At 74.8% G+C, this 19,058-nt stretch carries 11 protein-coding genes; 8 read left to right on the top strand and 3 right to left on the bottom strand.

The annotated features are described in order from the left end of the window. The first annotated feature begins 1 nt into the window (after position 1). On the top strand, positions 2 to 4,741 hold the full coding sequence (locus LZF96_RS04020) for a hypothetical protein (RefSeq protein ID WP_233865668.1): 4,740 nt from the start codon (positions 2 to 4) through the stop codon (positions 4,739 to 4,741). 63 nt (positions 4,742 to 4,804) lie between these two features. Here the strand turns inward: LZF96_RS04020 and LZF96_RS04025 are convergent, their stop codons facing one another. Beyond that, entirely contained in the window at positions 4,805 to 5,068 is a 264-nt protein-coding gene (locus LZF96_RS04025; protein WP_233865675.1) for a hypothetical protein, read from the bottom strand. A 300-nt stretch (positions 5,069 to 5,368) separates the two neighbouring features. Between LZF96_RS04025 and LZF96_RS04030 the strand changes: the two genes are divergently transcribed. From LZF96_RS04030 to LZF96_RS04040, 3 genes are all read left to right on the top strand, one after another. Then, the gene (locus LZF96_RS04030; protein WP_233865676.1) at positions 5,369 to 8,275 is read left to right on the top strand and encodes a nitrate- and nitrite sensing domain-containing protein; all 2,907 of its coding nucleotides are present in this window, start codon (positions 5,369 to 5,371) and stop codon (positions 8,273 to 8,275) included. After that, on the top strand, positions 8,272 to 8,709 hold the full coding sequence (locus tag LZF96_RS04035; RefSeq protein WP_233865677.1) for a roadblock/LC7 domain-containing protein: 438 nt from the start codon (positions 8,272 to 8,274) through the stop codon (positions 8,707 to 8,709). Before LZF96_RS04030 ends, LZF96_RS04035 begins: the two co-directional genes overlap by 4 nt. A gap of 480 nt (positions 8,710 to 9,189) precedes the next feature. Continuing rightward, entirely contained in the window at positions 9,190 to 11,232 is a 2,043-nt protein-coding gene (locus tag LZF96_RS04040; RefSeq protein ID WP_233865678.1) for an acetoacetate--CoA ligase, read from the top strand. A 60-nt stretch (positions 11,233 to 11,292) separates the two neighbouring features. Here the strand turns inward: LZF96_RS04040 and ptsP are convergent, their stop codons facing one another. After that, positions 11,293 to 12,972 (bottom strand): phosphoenolpyruvate--protein phosphotransferase, encoded by a 1,680-nt coding sequence (gene ptsP / locus LZF96_RS04045; protein ID WP_233865679.1) that lies wholly within the window; start codon positions 12,970 to 12,972, stop codon positions 11,293 to 11,295. Positions 12,973 to 13,088: 116 nt separating this feature from the next. Further along, positions 13,089 to 13,538, bottom strand: coding sequence for a PTS glucose transporter subunit IIA (locus LZF96_RS04050; RefSeq protein ID WP_233865680.1), 450 nt, complete (start codon positions 13,536 to 13,538; stop codon positions 13,089 to 13,091). A gap of 431 nt (positions 13,539 to 13,969) precedes the next feature. Here LZF96_RS04050 and LZF96_RS04055 point away from each other — a divergent pair, with 431 nt between their 5' ends. The 4 genes from LZF96_RS04055 to LZF96_RS04070 all read left to right on the top strand — a co-directional run bounded on the left by LZF96_RS04055 (position 13,970) and on the right by LZF96_RS04070 (position 18,635). After that, the gene (locus LZF96_RS04055) at positions 13,970 to 14,605 is read left to right on the top strand and encodes a CDP-alcohol phosphatidyltransferase family protein (RefSeq protein WP_233865681.1); all 636 of its coding nucleotides are present in this window, start codon (positions 13,970 to 13,972) and stop codon (positions 14,603 to 14,605) included. Between the two features lie 148 nt (positions 14,606 to 14,753). Continuing rightward, positions 14,754 to 17,249, top strand: coding sequence for a mannose-1-phosphate guanyltransferase (locus LZF96_RS04060; RefSeq protein ID WP_233865682.1), 2,496 nt, complete (start codon positions 14,754 to 14,756; stop codon positions 17,247 to 17,249). 106 nt (positions 17,250 to 17,355) lie between these two features. Then, entirely contained in the window at positions 17,356 to 18,306 is a 951-nt protein-coding gene (locus tag LZF96_RS04065) for a DUF881 domain-containing protein (protein ID WP_374203086.1), read from the top strand. Then, the gene (locus LZF96_RS04070) at positions 18,303 to 18,635 is read left to right on the top strand and encodes a small basic family protein (protein WP_143618968.1); all 333 of its coding nucleotides are present in this window, start codon (positions 18,303 to 18,305) and stop codon (positions 18,633 to 18,635) included. Before LZF96_RS04065 ends, LZF96_RS04070 begins: the two co-directional genes overlap by 4 nt. The last annotated feature ends 423 nt before the right edge of the window (positions 18,636 to 19,058 follow it).

The raw sequence follows: 19,058 nt of genomic DNA on the forward strand, positions 1-19,058 counted from the left end.
GATGTACGAGCTGTCCCGGATCCGCCTCCACTCCATCGGCCCGGCCGGTGCCCGCTACGCCGACACCGTGCTCGATCTGCGCGGTGTGGGCGCGCCGGTGCCCGAGCCGGCCCCGGTGCAGGCCGATTTCTTCGAGGGCGAACCCGTCGGGCCGCCCCGTCGCCCCGCCCCGGCCGGGGTCCTCTTCCTGGAGAACGGCGGCGGCAAGTCCGTCCTGCTCAAGCTGATCTTCTCGGTGATGCTCCCCGGCCACCGCAACACCCTGGGCGGGGCCAGCTCGGGTGTGCTGCGGAAGTTCCTGCTCGCCGACGACTGCGGGCACGTGGCCCTGGAGTGGCAGCACACGATCACCGGTGAGACCGTCGTCGTCGGCAAGGTCAGCGAGTGGCGGGGACGCCAGGTCTCCTCCGACCCCCGCCGGTTCGCGGAGGCCTGGTACTCCTTCCGACCCGGCCCCGGCCTGTCGCTGGATTCCCTACCGGTCTCCGAGAGGGGCGTCCCGCGCGCCCCGGACGCCCCCGGTGCCCCGGTGTCCCGGGGCCGCCGGCGCACCATGCGCGGCTTCCGCGACGTCCTCACCGAGACCGGCCGTTCCCACCCCCACCTCGATGTGGTGTGGGAGGAGGTCCACGAGCGCTGGCGCGAGCACCTGGAGGACCTCGGCCTGGACCCCGAGCTCTTCCGCTACCAGCGCGAGATGAACGCCGACGAGGGCGAGGCCGCCGGGCTCTTCGCCGTGCGCGCCGACTCCGACTTCACCGATCTGTTGCTGCGCGCGGTCACCGACCACCGGGACACCGACGGCCTCGCCGACCTCGTGCACGGCTTCGCCCACAAACTGGGCAGGCGCGAGGAGCTGACCGCCGAACGCGACTTCACCGCGGGCTCGCTCGACCTGCTCGAGCGCATCGCCGGCGCCACCGCCGAGCGGGAGCGCGCCCGCGCCGTGCACAGCGCCGCCGAGGGGCGCGCCCGGGGTCTGGGGCGTCGGCTGGCCGCCCGCGCGGAACGGGAGAACGAACGGACCGCCGTGCTGTCCGAGCGCGCGACGGTCGCGGCCGAGGCCACCGCCGGCGCCTCCCGGGCCCGTGACACCGCCCGTGACATCGCGGCCGAACTCGCCTGGCGGCACGCCGCCTCCGCGCTGGCCGACGGTGAACGGGAGGCGGCGGAACGTCGGCGCGAACTGGCCGAGGCCCGCTCGCTGCACGCGGCCTGGCAGGCCGCCGAGATCGTGCTCCAGCACCGCTCCGCCGCCGACCGGGCGGCCCGGGTCGCCGAGGCCATCCGGGAGGCCGAACGCGACGCCGCCCCCGCGCTGGCCGCCCGGGCCCGTGCCGCCGGGGAACTGGTCCGTGCGCTGGAGGCCGCCGCGGACGGGGCCGAACGGGAGGCGGCCGGCCACGAACGGCGCTCCGCCGAACTCCTGGCCTCCGGCGAGGAGACGAGGCGGGAGGCCACCGCCGCCGCCACCGCCGCCCAACGCGCCCGCAGCGAGGCCGATCACCTCGACCAGCGGCTCGCCGAGCTCGACCGGGAGGTCGCGGAAGCGGCGGGAGCGGGCTGGTTCGGGGAGGGCGAGATCCCCGAGGACCCCGCCCGCGCGGCGCTGGCCGCCGATGACGCGGCCCGCACCGCCGAGACCGCCCTGCACGCCGCCCGGGAGGTCGCCGTCCGCACCGCGGACGCCGCGCGCGGCGCCGCCGAACGCCACACCCGGGCCCGGTTGGCGGAGGCCCGCGCCGCCGACGCGGTGGAGGCGGCGGAGGCCGCGCTGACCGCGGAGATCCGGATCGCCGGCACACTGGCCGCCGAACCCCGGGTGAGCGACCTGCTGGGCGCCGATCCCCGCCATCCGCTCGGAGCGGAGGAGTTGGACGACCGGGCGGAAGAACTGCGGGGCATCCTGGAGGAGGCCGTCGAAGCGGCCGAACGCCGACTGTTCGAGCAGCGCACGGGCGCGGCCGAGGACTCCCGGATCCTCGCCGCCCTGGGCGACGGCGGCCTGCTGCCGCCGGGGCCCGACGTGCTCGCCGCCGTCGAGTACCTGGGCGAGCACGGCGTTCCCGCCCTGCCCGGTTGGCGCTACCTGGCGCAGTCCGTGCACCCCGACGACCACGCGGCCGTGCTGGCGGCCCGCCCCGAGCTGGTCGACGGCGTCGTGGTCACCGATCCCGACGGCCTGGAGCGGGCCCGGGAGATCCTCCTGGACGCCGCGCTCCTGCCCAGGTCGGCGGTGGCGGTGGGGACCGCGGCGGCCCTGCTGGCCCCCGTCCCGCCCGCCGGTCGGGACGGGGACGCCGGAGGACGGGCCACGGTCTTCCTGGTGCCCCCCAACCCCGCCATGCACGACGAGAACGCCGCCGACACCGAACGCGGCGCCCTGCGGGAACGCGCGCGGGCCAGGGACGCCGAGATCGGTGAACTGGCCGCCCGGCTCGCCGCGGATCGCGCGCTGGCGGCCCGGCTCGCCTCGTGGCGCACCGGCTGCCCGCCGGGCGGGCCGGCGGCCCTGCGCGAGGAGGCCGAGCGGGTCCGCCTCGCGGCCTCCGCCGCCCGCCGCGAGCTGGACGCCGCCGAACCGGCCCGGCAGGAGGCGGAGGAGGCGGCCGAGGAGGCCCGCCGGGCCGTCGAGGACCGGGGCGAGGCCGCCCGACGGGCCCGTCGGGCGGCCGACGCCCTCGCCGGTCTCGCGCGTCGGTTGCGCGAGCGGCCCTCCCACCGTTCCCGTCTCCGGGAACTGGCCGAGGAGGTCACCGAGGCCGAGAACCGGGCGGCCCGATTGTTGGAGCGCGCGCGGGCGGCCGACGAGGACCGACGGGCCGCGCAGCGCGTCGCCGACGACGCCCGGCGCACCGCCCGCACCCTGCGTGCCGAGCGGGCCGGGATCGCCGGCGCCCCGGAGGGCACCGCCGCGTCCGACGACGCCGGGGACGACCCGATCGAGCCCGCGGCCCTGCCCGCGCTGCGCGAGGCCTACCGCGCCGCCGGCAGCCTCTACGAGAAGGTCGCCGTGGGCAGCGACCTGCGTGCCGAACAGGCCAGGGCGGAAGGGGACGAGAGTGCGGCCCGCGCGGCCCTGGACCGGTTGGGCAGCCGGATCCGTACCCGGGCCGGTCGTTTGCTGGCCACGCCGGACGGGGCCGACGGCCCCGCCCGGCAGGCGGCCGCGGCGAGAGCCGAGGACCTGGGTCGACTGCTGGAGGGCCGTGCCGCCGAGGCGGGGGAGCGCCTGGGCCGGCTGCGCGGCGAAGCGGAACGCCTCGCGCCGGGGGAGGGTGGGGCCCACGCCGAGCTGCCCCCGGGGATGGAGCCGACCGACGCCGAACACGCCCGGACCCTGTTGCGCGCGGCGGAGAGCGAACTCGCCCGCCGGGGTGACGCGCTGGAGACCGCCCGGTTGGCGCAGCAGGACGCCGAGCGCGGCCGGGTCGAGGCCGAGCGCGCGGCCGCCGACTTCGCCGAGACCGCGGCCCAGCTCCTGGACCTGCTGCGCGAACCCGAGCCGGGCGAGTCCGCTCCGCCGGGCGACGGGGACGACGGCACCGGGGCCGAGCCCTACCCCGGCGCGGCCGAGGACGCCCGCCGGACCGCCGCCGAATCACGCCGGGCCCTGCGCGCCTGCTCCGCCGAACTGTCGGCGGCGGAGGGCACCGTTCGGGAGGCCGCCGACCGTCTGGTGCGGCACGCCAACTCCGTACGCTTCGAGGCCGTGCGCACTCCCGCCCGGCAGCAGATCCGGGAACTGCCCCCGGCCGCTCTGCCGGCCCACGCCGAGGCGTGGGCCGCGGCCTTCGCGCCCCGGCTGCGGGTGCTCACCGACGAGCTCGGCCAACTGGAACGCAACCGCGACGGCATCGTGGACCGACTGCGCGGCCTGGTGGAGTCCTCCCTGGACACCCTGCGCGCCGCCCAGCGACTCTCCCGTCTCCCCGACGGCCTGGGGGAGTGGTCCGGCCAGGAGTTCCTGCGGATCCGCTTCGAGGAGCCGGATCGGGCCGCCCTGGTCACCCGCCTGGGCGAGGTGGTGGACGAGACGACCCGGGCCGCCGTGCGGCGCAACACCGACCTGCGCAGGGACGGCATGTCCCTGCTGCTGCGTGGTGTGCACGCCGCTCTGGTACCCCGCGGCGTCGCGGTGGAGATCCTCAAGCCGGACGCGGTGCTGCGCGCCGAGCGGGTGCCCGTCGGGCAGATGGGCGATGTCTTCTCCGGGGGCCAGCTGTTGACCGCGGCCATCGCGCTGTACTGCACCATGGCCGCCCTGCGCGGCAACGACCGGGGGCGCGACCGGCACCGGCACGCCGGCACGCTCTTCCTGGACAACCCCATCGGCCGGGCCAACGCCACCTACCTGTTGGAGCTCCAGCGGGCCGTGGCGAACGCCCTGGGCGTCCAACTGCTCTACACCACCGGATTGTTCGACACCACGGCGCTGGCCGAGTTCCCGCTGGTGATCCGCCTGCGGAACGACGCCGACCTGCGGGCCGGCCTGAAGTACATCAGTGTCGAGGAGCACCTGCGTCCCGGCCTGCCCGGCCCACCTGCGGACGAGGGGGCGCGGGCGGAGATCACGGCGACCCGGGTCCACCGCCGTCCCGTGGACCCGCCCCCCACCGTGCCGGAACCCGCCGACACCCCGGCGGACAACACCCCGGTGAACGGTGGGACGACGGATGGCGGAAGCGGAACCGGCGAGGGGCCCCCGCACCGGGGGGACGCCGTCCCGAGCGGTGGCTGACCCGGGGGCCGTGGGGAGGAACGCGGGAGGGCCGCCGGCGGGATCCGATCGGCCCCGCCGGCGTCACCGTCGTTCCATCGGTCGCCGCCGGGCCGCGCTGCTGGGCAGTGACACCACCCCGTGGCGTTGGCGCCACATCTGACGGGTGATCCAGATGTCCAGGAAGGCCCAGGTGGTGACGATGGTGCCGGCTATCGTCGCCAACATCATCGGAAAGGCCGTCCAGGATTTCGCGAGGGTGCACAGCACCGCCGCGAGCAACTGCACGAGGGTCAACGCCGCGATCAGCACGGCCCGGACCGCCGCTTCGCGAACCGGGTCCGGCATCCGTGGTTTGGCATACACGCCATCGCTCCCTGGACGGTGAGATGTACGCGAGATGCGCGGAAATGTCGGGGCACACCTACCCGGGCATCATGCCAGAACTCCTTGCGCGGGCGGGGACGACCGACCAGGATGGCGCACAGCCCGTTTTCACCGGGGTTCTCCCCGGGCACCGTTCACCACTCGGGCATCCCCGTGGAACGGAGGGCGTCGGCGGTACCCGGCGCCGATCCCCGGGGCGCCCGATCCGCGTCGACGCGCCCGCGTCGTCGCCTCCGCGTCCGGGCGGACCAAGGGGAGGGCATGCGCTTCCGCGGTGGATCGATCCGTCACAAGGTCGTGGTGCTGCTTCTGGTGCCTTTGCTGTCACTGGTGTCGCTGTGGGGGTTCGCGACCGCCCTCACCGTCCATGAGGCCCGCCAGCTGGCACGGGCCTCCCACCTCGTAGAGGACTTCGGCGATCCGGCCGTCGACGTGGTCCGTGACCTGCGCCGGGAGCGTCGCGAGACGATCGTCCACCTCGCCGACCCGCGCGGACCCCGCGAGCAACTGCGCGGCGCGCGGGAGGCCACCGACCGGTCGGTCGACATCGTGCGGACCAACGCCTCCGGGCCCGCCCGCGGGAACCTCGCCCCCGGTGCCGCCGAGGCACTGGACGGCTTCCTGGAGGCCCTGGAGCACCTCGAACGGGCCCGCGAGCAGGTGGACACCAACACCCTCACCCGCACCGGCGCCCTGGACGCCTACAACGCCGTCGCCGAGCCCGGGCTGCGCCTGGGGTCGGCTCTCCACCTCCTGGAGAATGTCGAGCTGGATCGGCACGGTCGGGCCGTCGCCTCCCTCGGGATGGTCGCCGAGAACGTCTCGCGGATCGACGCGCTGGTGGCCGGCGCGCTGGCCGCCGGCCACATGACCGACCGTGAGCACCGGGCACTGTCCGACGCCGTGGCCGAGCGGGGCCTGCTCCACCGACTCCACCGGTCCGACCTCCCGGTGGAGGACCGCCGCGCCCGGGAGAACTTCTGGCAGGCGGGACAGGGACGGATCCTGCGGGAGACCGAGGAACTGGTCGTGGAACAGGGCGTCGGGGGGACCCAGCCGGGTCGCTGGGAGGAGATCACGGCCGGGACCCTGGAGGAGCTCCGGTCCCTGGACGACTCCGCCGCCGAGCGCTACGCCGCCGAGATGAAACCCGCGGCCGACTCGGTGCTGCTGCGTGCCGCGCTCGCCGGTGTCGCCGGACTGGTCGCGGTGCTCCTGTCGATCGGGATATCGCTGCGGATGGGCCGTGATCTGACCCGTGAGCTGCGGGTGCTCTCCGACCGGGCCACCGAGTCCGCGGAGGTCCGGCTGCCCTCGGTGATGAACCGGATCGCGGCGGGGGACCGAGTCGATCCGACCGCCGGGGCCCCCGGACCCGGTCCCGGACCCGGTTCGGACGAGACCGGACGGGTGGAGCGGGCTCTGGACACCCTCGAACGCGCCGCGATCGAGGCGGCCCTCCGGCGGGCCGAAATGCGCCACGGGATCTCGGAGGTCTTCGTCAACCTCGCCCGCCGCAACCAGGGCCTGTCGCAGAAGCAGCTCAACATCATCGGTGCGATGCGGCGACGCACCGACGACGAGGACGAGTTGGAGGAACTGTTCCGGCTGGACAACCTCGCCAACCGCATGCGACGGCACGCCGAGGGGTTGATGATCCTCTCCGGCGCGCCGCCCACCCGCCAGTGGCGTCGGTCGGTGCGGCTGATGGACGTGGTGCGCTGCGCGGTCCGGGAGGTGGGGGACTCCGAACGCGTCGAGGTGCGCCGGATGCCGTCCCTGGCCGTCGACGGCGCCGCCGTCGCCGACCTCGTTCACCTGATGGCCGAGTTGTTGGAGAACGCGATCAACTACTCCCCGCCCCACACCGCCGTCCAGGTGCACGGTGAGCGCGTGCCGCACGGGTTCTCGGTCGAGATCCACGACCGGGGCCTGGGCATGCCCCCCGAGGCGATGTCGGACGCCAACCACCGTCTCGCCGACGCCCCGGACTTCGAACTCTCCGACACCGACCGCCTGGGCCTGTTCGTGGTGGCCCGCCTGGCCCGTCGACACGGGGTGCGGGTCTCCCTGCGGGAATCCCCCTACGGCGGGACCACCGCCGTCGTCCTCGTCCCCGGGGAGCTGTTGGGCGAGTGGGAGGGCGAGGAGGAGGGGACGCCCCGGGTCGGCGGCGTGGATCGGCTGCCGGTGAACGGCCGGCCGGCCACGGCTTCGGTGGAGGCCCGGCGGGGTGGCCCGGTGGAATTGGAGGCACCGGCCGAGCGGGTGCCGGCGGGACATCACCGGGCGGCAGACCGGGCCCGGGCCGGGGATCTCGTGGAATCGCTCGCGGGCCGATCGGCGGGGGGTTCCGCCGGTCCCCGCCCGCCCCTGCCCACCCGTCGTCCCGGTCGGGCGGTGGAGTCCTCCCGGCGCGGCCCCCGTGACACGGGGAACCGGCGTGTCGGCCGTGCCGAACGCTCCGGTGGACCCGGGCCGGAGGGGCGGGGCGGATCCCGGCGCGGGCCCGATCCCGAGCACGCGGCCACCGAGGGGGGCGAGGCGCCGCTGCCGCCGCGCCGGCGTCCGCCGGTGCTGATCGCGGAGAACGGTCGGGTCCTCGGAGAGCCCCCCGCGTCCTTCGCGGAGCGTGGGGGAGAGGGTGACGACCGACCGGGACGGGCACGGGACGCCCGCCCGGAGCCGGGGGAGGGAGCCGTGCCCGGCGGGGGCCACCGGGGGGAGGGCTCCGGCGACCCCGCCGCACCGGAGCCGGCCGACCCCGCGTCCGGGCCCGCCGGTCCGGAACGCCCCCTCGGGGCGCGGACCCCCGGGGTCGGGGCGGAGCGCACCGACCCCGTGCCGATCGATCGACCGCCCCGGACCGGGTCCCGGTCCGGCGGCGGACTTCCCCGCCGGGTGCCTCGTATCCGCCCGGCGGGTACGGAATCGTCCCGGGCACGACCCGTGGACGGTCCGGACCCCGGAGCCCGTGCCGGTGACCCCGCCGGGGAGGATCCGTCGACCGACGGGTCGGTCGAGCGGGACGCAGAGGCGGCCCGTGTCCGCATGTCCGCCCTGCAGGCCGGTTGGCGACGTGGCCGCCGCGAGCGGGAACCCGGATCCGGTGAGCCGGCCCGGGGGGAGACCGCACCACCGAAACACCACGAGGGGCAGGAACGATGACCGCAGCGGAGGCCGGCGCATACCGGGGAGCCACCGGTGGTCGGGGAGAACTGGATTGGCTGCTGGACGAGTTGGTGGAACGGGTCGGTAGCGTGCGGCACGGCCTGGTGCTGTCGGGGGACGGTTTGGCCCGCGGCACCTCCCGGGGCCTGCGCCAGGAGGACGCCGAACACCTGGCGGCCGTGGCGTCGGGTTTCCACAGCCTGGCCCGCGGTGTCGGCCGGCACTTCGAGGCCGGCTCGGTGCGGCAGACGCTGGTGGAGTTGGACGAGGCGTTCCTCTTCGTGGCGGCGGCCGGCTCCGGCAGCTGTCTGGCCGTCCTCGCCGACGCCTCCGCCGACGTGGGGCAGGTGGCCTACGAGATGACCCTGCTGGTCAAGCGGGTGGGTGTGCACCTGGGCACCGCCCCGCGGACCGGGGACGCCACCGTGTGACCGGGGCTCGCCCGACCACCGGGCGGCTCGACCGGAGGGCTCCGCCGCCGTGCGGCCGCGCGAGGTCCCGGGGCCGTACCCCGGCGCCACCGGCACGCCCGGTGAGTCCTCCCCGCGGCTCCCCGCGTCATCGCGCGCCCCGGGGCCGCCGGTCGGTCCGGAACACCGGCCACGCGGTCGGGGCGGTCCGGCCGGACCGGAACGCGCCGTCCACCGCCCCGGCGCTCCCCTCCCGGGCCCGGGCCCGACCGCGGGCCCGGGCCGATCGACGGAAACCCGGCTCCTCCCGTCGCCGGCCGCCGCGCCGATCTGGTGCGTCGCCCCGTCGCGTGGCATCGTCCTGCGGGTGATCCATCGCGGGATCCCACCGGAACCGCGGTGGACGCCCGGCGACGCCGCCCCGCGCGGCGCGTCCCGTCCCGTGGAACCGGGAGGGACGGGCCGGCCGATATCCGATCCGATCGATCCCCGGGAGCCGCCATGACCCCGACCACCGGCCCGGAACCGGAGCCCGCCACCCCGACCGTGCTGTGGCGTCCCGACGCAGACACCGTCGCCGGCGCCCGCCTCACCGCCTTCCACGCCCGAGCCGCGCGGGAGCACGGGGCGCCGCCGGCCGGCGGGAGCGATCCGGCGGCCGACTACCGGTCCCTGCACCGCTGGTCGATCACCGACCCCGACGCCTTCTGGTCCGCCGTCGCGGACTTCTGCGAGGTCTCCTTCGTCACCCCGCCCCGGGCCGTGCTGGCCGACCGGACCATGCCCGGCGCGGTCTGGTTTCCCGGCGCCGAACTCAACTACGCGTGGCACGCGCTGCGTCGCGCCGAGGCGGCCCCCGACGAACCCGTGGTCCTCGCGGTCGCCGAGCCGGACGGCGAGCCCGTCACCCGGATGGTCACCGGCGCCGAACTGCGGGGCCGGGTGGGAGCGGTGGCCGCCGCCCTGCGCGAGGCGGGCGTGCGCCCCGGCGACCGGGTGTGCGGCTACCTGCCCAATGTGCCCGAGGCACTGATCGCCTTCCTGGCCTCGGCCACCGTAGGGGCGGTGTGGGCCTCCTGCTCGCCCGATTTCGGCCCTCGGGCCGTCCTGGACCGCTTCCGACAGGTGGAACCGGTGGTGCTCTTCGCGGCCGACGGCTACCGGTGGGCCGGCCGGACCATCGACCGGACCGATACCGTCGCCGAGCTGCGCCGTGAACTCCCCGGCCTGCGGGCGACGGTCCACGTGCCGCTCCTGGGCACCGAGCCCCCGGAGGGAGCTGTCGCCTGGGCGGACCTGGTCGCCGGGCCGATGGACCCGGAGTTCGCCGTCCTGCCCTTCGATCACCCGCTGTGGATCCTGTACTCCTCCGGTACCACCGGACTGCCCAAGGCACTGGTGCAGTCCCACGGGGGGATTCTGCTGGAGCACCTCAAGCAGCTCTCCCTCCACTGCGACCTGCGTCCCGGCGACCGGATGTACTGGTACACCTCCACCGGCTGGATGATGTGGAACTTCCTGGTCTCCGCCCTGCTGGTGGGGGCCGTCCCGGTGTTGCACGACGGAGCTCCGGCCCACCCCCGTCCCGATGTCCAGTGGCGGGTCGCCGCCGAGGCGGACGCCGCTCTGTACGGCACCTCGGCCGCGTACGTGATGGCCTGCGCCAAGGCCGGCGTCCATCCGGGGGAGGACCCGCGGCTGGCCCGGCTGCGCTGCGTGGCCACCACCGGTTCCCCGCTGCCCCCCGACGGTTTCCGGTGGCTGCACCGGGAACTGGGGGACCGGTGGATCGCCTCGGTCAGCGGCGGCACCGACGTGTGCAGCTGCTTCGTCGGTGCCGTCCCCACCCTGCCGGTCCGGTCCGGAGAGTTGCAGGCCGTGTGTCTGGGCACCGATCTGCGGGCCAGGGACGCCGACGGTCGCGAGGTGATCGGCGGGGTGGGCGAGTTGATGGTGGCCCTGCCGATGCCCTCCATGCCGATCGCGTTCTGGAACGACCCCGACGGTTCCCGCTACCGGGAGAGCTACTTCACCGGCCATCCCGGTGAATGGCGCCACGGGGACTGGATCACCGTCACCCCGCACGGCGGGGTGGTCATCCACGGTCGCTCGGACTCCACCCTCAACCGCCAGGGGGTGCGGATGGGGTCCGCCGACATCCACGAGGTGGTCGAACGGTTGCCCGGCGTGCGGGAGAGCCTGATCGTGGGGGTGGAGGAACCGGGGGGCGGTTACTGGATGCCGCTGTTCGTCCACCCGGCCGAGGGCGTGGACCCGGCGGATCTGGCCCCGGGCGGCGCACTGCACGAGCGCATCCGCGCCGACCTGCGCGCGGAGCTCTCCCCCCGGCACGTCCCCGACGAGATCGTGCTCGTGCCGGCCCTGCCGCACACCCTCACCGGCAAGCGGCTGGAGGTCCCGATCAAGCGGCTGCTCTCCGGGACCCCGGTGGAGCGGGCGGTGAACCCGGGCTCGGTGGACCGGCCGGAGCTGTTGGAGTTCTTCGTGGGACTGGCCGCCGACCGCCGGGCCGCCGCGGTCTGACGGTGGACGAGGGACCCGTCCCGCGTTCCCGGCCGGGGGGACGCGGGACCGGTCCGGGGGTCACCCGCCGGAGAGCACCGCCGTCGCCGCCCGACGCGCCTCCTCGGCGTCGTCCGCGGCCCGCGCCGCCGCCGCGGCCCGCTCGCACTGCGCCAGCGTGTGTCGCGCCAGCTCGGCCCGCACGGTGGACAGGGCGCCGGAGCCCATCGACAGACTGGAGACGCCCAGTCCGACGAGCACACAGGCCAGCAGCGGGTCCGCGGCGGCCTCACCGCACACCCCGCACCCCTTGCCCTCGGCCATGGCGGCCTCCACCGCCGTGGCCACCAGGTCCAACAGCGCCGGCTGCCATGGATCCTGCAGCCGGGCCACCGCGCCCACCTGCCGGTCGGCGGCGAAGGTGTACTGCGAGAGGTCGTTGGTGCCCAGGGAGAGGAACTCCACCTCCTGCAGCACCGAGCGGGCCCGCAGCGCGGCGGAGGGGATCTCCACCATCGCCCCGACCCGCGCCCGCAACCCCACGGCGCGACAGGCCTCGGCGAACGCCCGCGCGTCCGCCCGGTCGGCGACCATCGGGGCCATCACCTCCGGCCGGCCGGGCAGGCCCTCGGCGGCCCGGGCCAGGGCCCGCAGTTGGCCGGCCAGCACCTCCGGATGGTCCAGCAGCGCCCGCAGGCCGCGCACGCCGAGCGCGGGGTTCGGCTCCTGTGCGGAGGCGGCGGGGGAGAGGAAGGACAGCGGTTTGTCCGCCCCGGCGTCCAGCACCCGCACCACCACGCGGCCCTCGGGGAACGCCTCCAGGACCTCCCGGTAGGCGGCGGCCTGTACCTCCTCGGAAGGGGCCTCCTCCCCGGCGTCGAGGAAAAGGAACTCGGTGCGGAACAGACCGACGCCCTCCGCCCCGGCCGCCACCGCCGCCGGCACGTCGGCCGGACCGCCGACATTGGCCAGCAACGGAACGGCGTGCCCGTCGGAGGTGGCACCCGGCCCCGTCGCGGAGAGGGCGGCCTCCCGGCGCTCGCGTGCCACCCGGGCCAGTTCCTCGCGCTCCCGGGGGCCGGGATCCACCAGCACCTCGCCGGTGCTGCCGTCCACCCCGACCACGACGCCCTCGGCCAGGTCGCCGGCGCCCCGCAGCGCCACCACCGCCGGGACCCCCAGCGCCCGGGCCAGGATCGCGCTGTGGCTGGTGGGACCGCCCTCCTCGGTCACGAAAGCCAGCACCATGGCCGGGTCCAGCAGCGCCGTGTCGGCCGGCGCCAGATCCCTGGCCACCAGGACGAACGGTTCGTCGCTCTCCGGGACACCGGGCATCGGGACGCCCAACAGGCGGGCGACGACCCGGTTGCGCACGTCGTCCAGATCGGCCACCCGGCCCGCGAAGTAGTCGCCGGCGCCCGCCAACAGGTCGCGGTAGGCGCCGAAGGCGTCGTGCACCGCCCGCTCGGCCCGGGCCCCGTCTCCCACCCGACGGTCCACGTCCGCCATCAGTTCGGGGTCCCGGGCCATCAGCGCCTGGGCCTCCAGGACCGCCTGAGCCTCACCGCCGGCCAACCTGCCGCGCGCCTCCAGTTCCCCGGCGACCTCCTCGACGGCCCGACGGGCGCGCTCGCGTTCGGCGGGCGCCTCCTCGGCCGAGATGCTCTCGGGGGGTGGCTCCAGCACCGCCGTGCCCATGTGCCGGACCTCGCCCAGCGCCACTCCGTGGCTCACCCCGACCCCGCGCAGCCTCGCGTCCATCTCTTCACGTCCCGATGTCGATTGCCGTCCCGGTGTCTCCCGGGGCGGGGATCACCGGCGCGGCGGTGTGCCGCGTCGGTGGCGGATTCCGCCGGTGCCAGCGGTTCCGAAGGGGTTCAGCCCCAGAGGAAGAGCGTGTCGCCCGCCCGCACCTCGCCCTTCACGACGATGTCGGAGAGGGCGTCCGCGCCGGCCTCCAGGGCGATCACCGGGCAGATCGGTGATTTGCCCGTGGCCTCCACCGCGGCGGGGTCCCAGCGCACCACCGGTTGCCCCCGCTCCACGGTGTCGCCCTTGCCGACCAGGGACTCGAAGCCCTCACCGCCCAGCTGGACGGTGTCGATCCCCAGATGGGTGAGGACCCCGTGCCCGTCCGTGTCCACCACCACGAAGGCGTGGGGGTGGAGCGACACCACGATGCCGTCCACCGGTGCCACCGCCTCGATCACCTCGCGGGGCGGATCGACGGCGGTGCCCGGGCCGACCATGGCCCCGGCGAAGACCGGATCGGGTACCCCGTCGAGTCCGACGACGCGCCCGCTCACGGGCGACGAGACGGTGGACATGATGGCCTCCCGGAGGGCTCGACGGGCGGCGGTGACCGTGCCGCCGGACGGTCGTGAAATTGATCGGATCACCGGACAGAAGACTAAGTCATGGCGCCCGAACCGGCCGGTGCGGCACGGCTCGGAGGGGGACGTCCGGACGTCCTCGGGGTCGACCACCCCGCGCCCCGCATCCCGTCAGCGTGCCGGTCGACGGCCTCCTCCCGGACCCCCGACGGGGCGGGTGCCCGGCGGAGGTCCCGCGTCCGTCCCTCTTCGGCGCCCCGCCCCGGGGCGGGGCGCCGGAAAGGGGATGGGCCCCGCCCGATAGGGTTTCGGACACGCCCCGGCCCCTCCGACCACCCGCCCCGGGCATCGGGGCGACGGCGGGGACGTCGGTGGTGGTCCCCGGGCGTGCCGGGGGCGCGGATCGCACGGGAAGGGCTCCAGGGGTGGAGGTCCACGAGACATCGGGCGGGACGGCGAACGGGGCGTCGACGGACGCGCGGAGCCGGGTGCTCACCGTTCCCAATCTGCTCAGCGCGGCCCGGCTGATGGGTGTTCCGGTCTTTCTGTGGCTGATTCTCTCGCCCGTGTTCGACGGGCCGAACCGGGACGGATGGGCCCTGGTCGTCCTGGCCCTCAGCGGCTTCAGCGACTGGCTCGACGGCCATCTGGCCCGCCGGTGGAACCAGGTCAGCGAACTCGGTCGGCTGCTGGACCCGGCCGCCGACCGGCTCTACATCCTGGCCACCCTGGTGGGTCTGACCTGGCGCGACATCCTCCCCTGGTGGATGGTGGCGCTGTTGCTGGCCCGCGATCTGATGCTGCTGATCGGGGTATGGCGGGTCAACCGCGCCGGCTGGGCGCCCCCCCAGGTGAACTTCCTGGGCAAGGCGGCCACCTTCTGCCTGATGTACGCCTTCCCGTTGCTCCTCCTCAGTGACGGAACCGGGTGGATGTCATCACTGGCTGCTATTTTCGGATGGGCGTTCGCCGGGTGGGGTTCGGTTCTCTACTGGTGGGCAGGGATGCTCTACGTGGTCCAGGTCCGCCGTCTCCTCACGGTGGGCACCACAGCCGACTGAGCTCGCCCCCGAACGCCGTCGTGGAGGGGGCAACTGGGCCCGTCAGCCCAGCCGTGCCCCGGGAGTCGCCACCTTTCCCCGGGGAGTCCGTGGACCGGACGGGCCCGGTCGGCACGACTCTCGGCTCTGCGAGGAGGACACTTCCAACATGAAGGCCGTCGTAATGGCAGGTGGCGAAGGCACGCGGCTCCGCCCGATGACCGCGAGCATGCCCAAGCCCCTGCTACCCGTGGCGAACCGCCCCATCATGGAGCACGTGCTGCGGCTGTTGAAACGGCACGGACTCACCGAGACCGTGGTCACCGTGCAGTTCCTCGCCTCCCTGGTGAAGAACTACTTCGGTGACGGCGAGGAGCTCGGCATGGAGCTCACCTACGCCAACGAGGAGAAGCCGCTCGGTACCGCCGGCAGCGTCAAGAACGCCGAGGCGGCGCTCCGGGACGATGCCTTCCTCGTCATCTCCGGTGACGCCCTCACCGACTTCGATCTGACCGACCTGATCCGCTTCCACCGCGAACGCGGGGCCATGGTCACCGTCTGCCTCACCCGGGTGCCCAACCCGCTGGAGTTCGGCATCACCATCGTCGACGACGAGGGGCGCGTCGAGCGCTTCCTCGAGAAGCCCACCTGGGGACAGGTCTTCTCCGACACCGTCAACACGGGCATCTACGTCATGGAGCCCGAGGTCTTCGACTACGTCGACCCCGATGTCCCCGTGGACTGGTCCGGTGACGTCTTCCCCCGCCTGATGAAGGAGGGGCGGCCCATCTACGGCTACATCGCCGAGGGGTACTGGGAGGACGTCGGCACCCACGAGAGCTACGTCAAGGCGCAGGCCGACGTGCTGGAGGGCAAGGTCGACGTCGAGATCGACGGGTTCGAGATCTCGCCGGGGGTGTGGATCGCCGAGGGGGCCGAGGTCCACCCCGACGCCAAACTCCGCGGCCCGCTCTACGTCGGTGACTACGCCAAGGTCGAGGCCGGTGCCGATCTGCGCGAGCACACCGTCATCGGCTCCAACGTGGTGGTCAAGGCCGACGCCTTCCTGCACCGCGCCGTCATCCACGACAACGTCTACATCGGACGCCAGGCCAACCTGCGCGGCTGCGTGATCGGCAAGAACACCGACATCATGCGCGCCGCCCGGATCGAGGACGGCGCCGTCATCGGCGACGAGTGCATGGTGGGCGAGGAATCCATCATCCAGGGCAACGTGCGCGTCTACCCCTTCAAGACGATCGAGGCCGGCGCCTTCGTCAACACCTCGGTCATCTGGGAGTCGCGCGGCCAGGCGAACCTCTTCGGCGCCCGCGGCGTCTCCGGCATCCTCAACGTGGAGATCACCCCCGAACTGGCGGTCCGGCTGGCCGGCGCCTACGCCACCACGCTGAAGAAGAACTCCACCGTCACCACCGCCCGCGACCACTCCCGTGGTGCCCGGGCCCTCAAACGGGCCGTGATCAGCGCCCTGCAGGCCAGCGCGATCGACGTCCGTGACCTGGAGAACGTACCGCTGCCGGTGGCCCGGCAGCAGACCGCCCGCGGCAGCGCCGGCGGCATCATGATCCGCACCACCCCCGGCGTGCCGGACTCGGTGGACATCATGTTCCTCGACGAGCGCGGAGCCGATCTCTCACGCGGCGGACAGCGCAAGCTGGACCGGGTCTACGCCCGTCAGGAGTACCGTCGGGCCTTCCCCGGCGAGATCGGTGACCTGCGCTTCCCCGCCAGCGTCTTCGACGCCTACACCGGATCGGTGCTGCGCGCCGTCGACACCCGGGGTATCGCCGACGCCGGTCTGAAGATCGTCGTGGACGCCGCCAACGGCAGCGCGGGACTGGTGCTCCCCAGCCTGTTGGGGCGGCTCGGGGTGGACGCGCTGACCGTCAACCCCGGCCTGGACGAGGGCCGACCCACCGAGACCACCGAGGAACGCCGGGCCGGCCTGGTGCGGCTGGGGGAGATCGTGGCCTCCTCCCGTGCGGCCTTCGGGGTGCGCTTCGACCCGGTCGGCGAGCGCCTGGCGCTGGTCGACGAGCGGGGGCACATCATCGAGGACCACCGTGCGCTGCTGGTGATGCTCGACCTGATCGCGGCCGAACGGCGAAGCGGCCGGGTGGCACTTCCGGTCACCACCACCCGCATCGCCGAGCAGGTGGCCGCCTACCACGGCACCCAGGTCGAGTGGACCACCACCTCGCCGGACGACCTCACCCGGGTCTCCGCCAAGGACGGCGCGATCTTCGGTGGCGACGGCAGCGGCGGCTTCGTCATCCCCGAGTTCGGCAGCGTCTTCGACGCCACCGCGGCCTTCGCCCGGCTCACCGGTCTGGTCGCCCGCACCCAGCTCTCGCTCAGCCAGATCGACGCCCGTATCCCGCGGGCCCACGTGCTGCAGCGGGACGTGGCCACCCCCTGGGCGGTCAAGGGCCTGGTCATGCGCCGGGTGGTGGAGGCGGCCGGTGAACGCTCGGTGGACACCACCGACGGCGTTCGGGTGGTCGAGCCGGACGGCCGCTGGGTGCTGGTCCTACCGGACCCGGCCGAGGCCGTCACCCACCTGTGGGCCGAGGGCCCGGACGACGACGCGGCCGCGGAACTCCTGGATCACTGGGCGACGGTGGTCGACAACCCCGACCGCTGAACCCCGGGGTGGGCCGACGCCGGCCCGCTTCTCCCGGCCCCCGGCGGATTCCGTTCCGCCGGGGGCCGATTCGGTCCCCGGGCCGCCCCGTGCGACGATGACCGCCATGCCCGCGCAGTCCTCCCGGCCGCCCGACGCCCCACCGCGTCCCGATGCCTCCATGTGGCTGCTCAACCAGGTGATGGACCACAGCCTGGACGAGGGGTACGAGGAGGCCGCGGCCCGCCGCGCCGCCGCGGGCGGTAACCGACCGCGTACCACCCGCGACCGGATCTGGTTGGGGGTCGGGCTTCTTCTCGCCGCCTTCGTCATGACCGCCGGTGCCGCACAGGCACGGGTGAGCGCCCCCGAGGTCGCCCGCGAGCGCGAGGAACTCCTCGAACGAGTGGGGAGCGGTACCGAGGAGGCCGACCGCCTGCAGGCCGAGGTGGACGATCTGCGGGACGCGGTCGCCGAGGGGCGCCGGGTGGCGCTCACCGAGGAGGGCGGCGAGCGCGCCGAACTGATCGGGCTGCTCGCCGGTGCCATCGCGGCCGGCGGACCGGGCCTGGAGCTGGTGGTGGACGACGCCGAGGGCGCCGGAACCGGCCCCGGCGCCGGCCCCCGCGAGGGCAGCGGTTTCTCCGACACCGGCCGGGTCCGGGACCGGGACCTCCAACGGGTGGTCAACGGTCTGTGGGCCGCGGGCGCGGAAGCCGTGGCGATCAACGATCGGCGACTCACCTCGCTCTCCGCGATCCGGACGGCCGGGGACGCCGTCCTGGTCGACAACCGGCCGTTGGTGCCGCCCTACACCGTTCGGGCGATCGGTGACGGCGACGCGCTGCGCGAGGCATTCGAGGCAGGCCCGGCCGGGGCGACCCTGCGGGACCTGGAAGGCCACTTCGGCATCCGGGTCACCATCACGGTGCGCGACGAGGTGCGGCTGCCCGCCGCGGCGGGCGCGACCACGCGTTCCGCCGTGCCCGTGGACCCGGACGCGGAACCGGGGGACACCGGGGCCCGGGAGCCGGGACACGACACAGAACACGACACAGAAGAGGACTACACACCGTGATCGCCGTTCTGGGCCTCGTACTGGGGATCGTCATAGGCGTGCTCACCCGCCCGGTGGTGCCCACCGGGCTGGAGGTCTACCTGCCCATCGCCGTGGTCGCCGCCCTCGACGCGGTCTTCGGAGGTCTGCGCGCCCGACTGGACGGCAAGTTCGACGACAAGGTCTTCGTCGTCTCCTTCCTCTCCAACGTCGTGGTGGCGGCCCTGATCGTCTTCCTCGGCGACCAACTGGGAGTGGGAGCGCAACTCTCCGTGGGGGTGGTCGTCGTCTTCGGTATCCGCATCTTCTCCAACGTGACCGCCATTCGGCGCCACGTCTTCCGGGCGTGATGTCGATGAGCCCCATGTCGATGAGCCCCGACGCCGACGGCCGTGACGCACCGCGCCCCGGGACGGACCCCGGCGACCCCGCCACCCCCTCCCGGCACTCCCGGTCCGGTACACCGGCCTCCGCCCCGCCCGGCCGGCGCCCCGCCCGCCCCGGAGCCCCGGCGGACCACGAGCCCACCCGCGACCGTGCCCCGGATGCCGGTCGGGAGCCCACCCGTCCGCGTCCGGAACGCCCCGCCTCCTCCGGCCCGGCCCCGTCTCCCGGGCGTCCCCCTTCGGGCGGGGGACGCCCGCCCGGTGACGGCGTCGCCCGCTCGGACGGGGCGCGCCGACCCCATCGGCCCGGCCCGTCCGATCCGTCCGGCCCCGGCGGCCGATCGGGTGGCGCCGCCCCGGTGAACCCGGACGGTTCCCGCGCGGCCG

It is taken from the genome of Streptomyces sp. ST2-7A, assembly GCF_021390475.1.
In the GTDB taxonomy this organism is placed as follows: domain Bacteria; phylum Actinomycetota; class Actinomycetes; order Streptomycetales; family Streptomycetaceae; genus Streptomyces.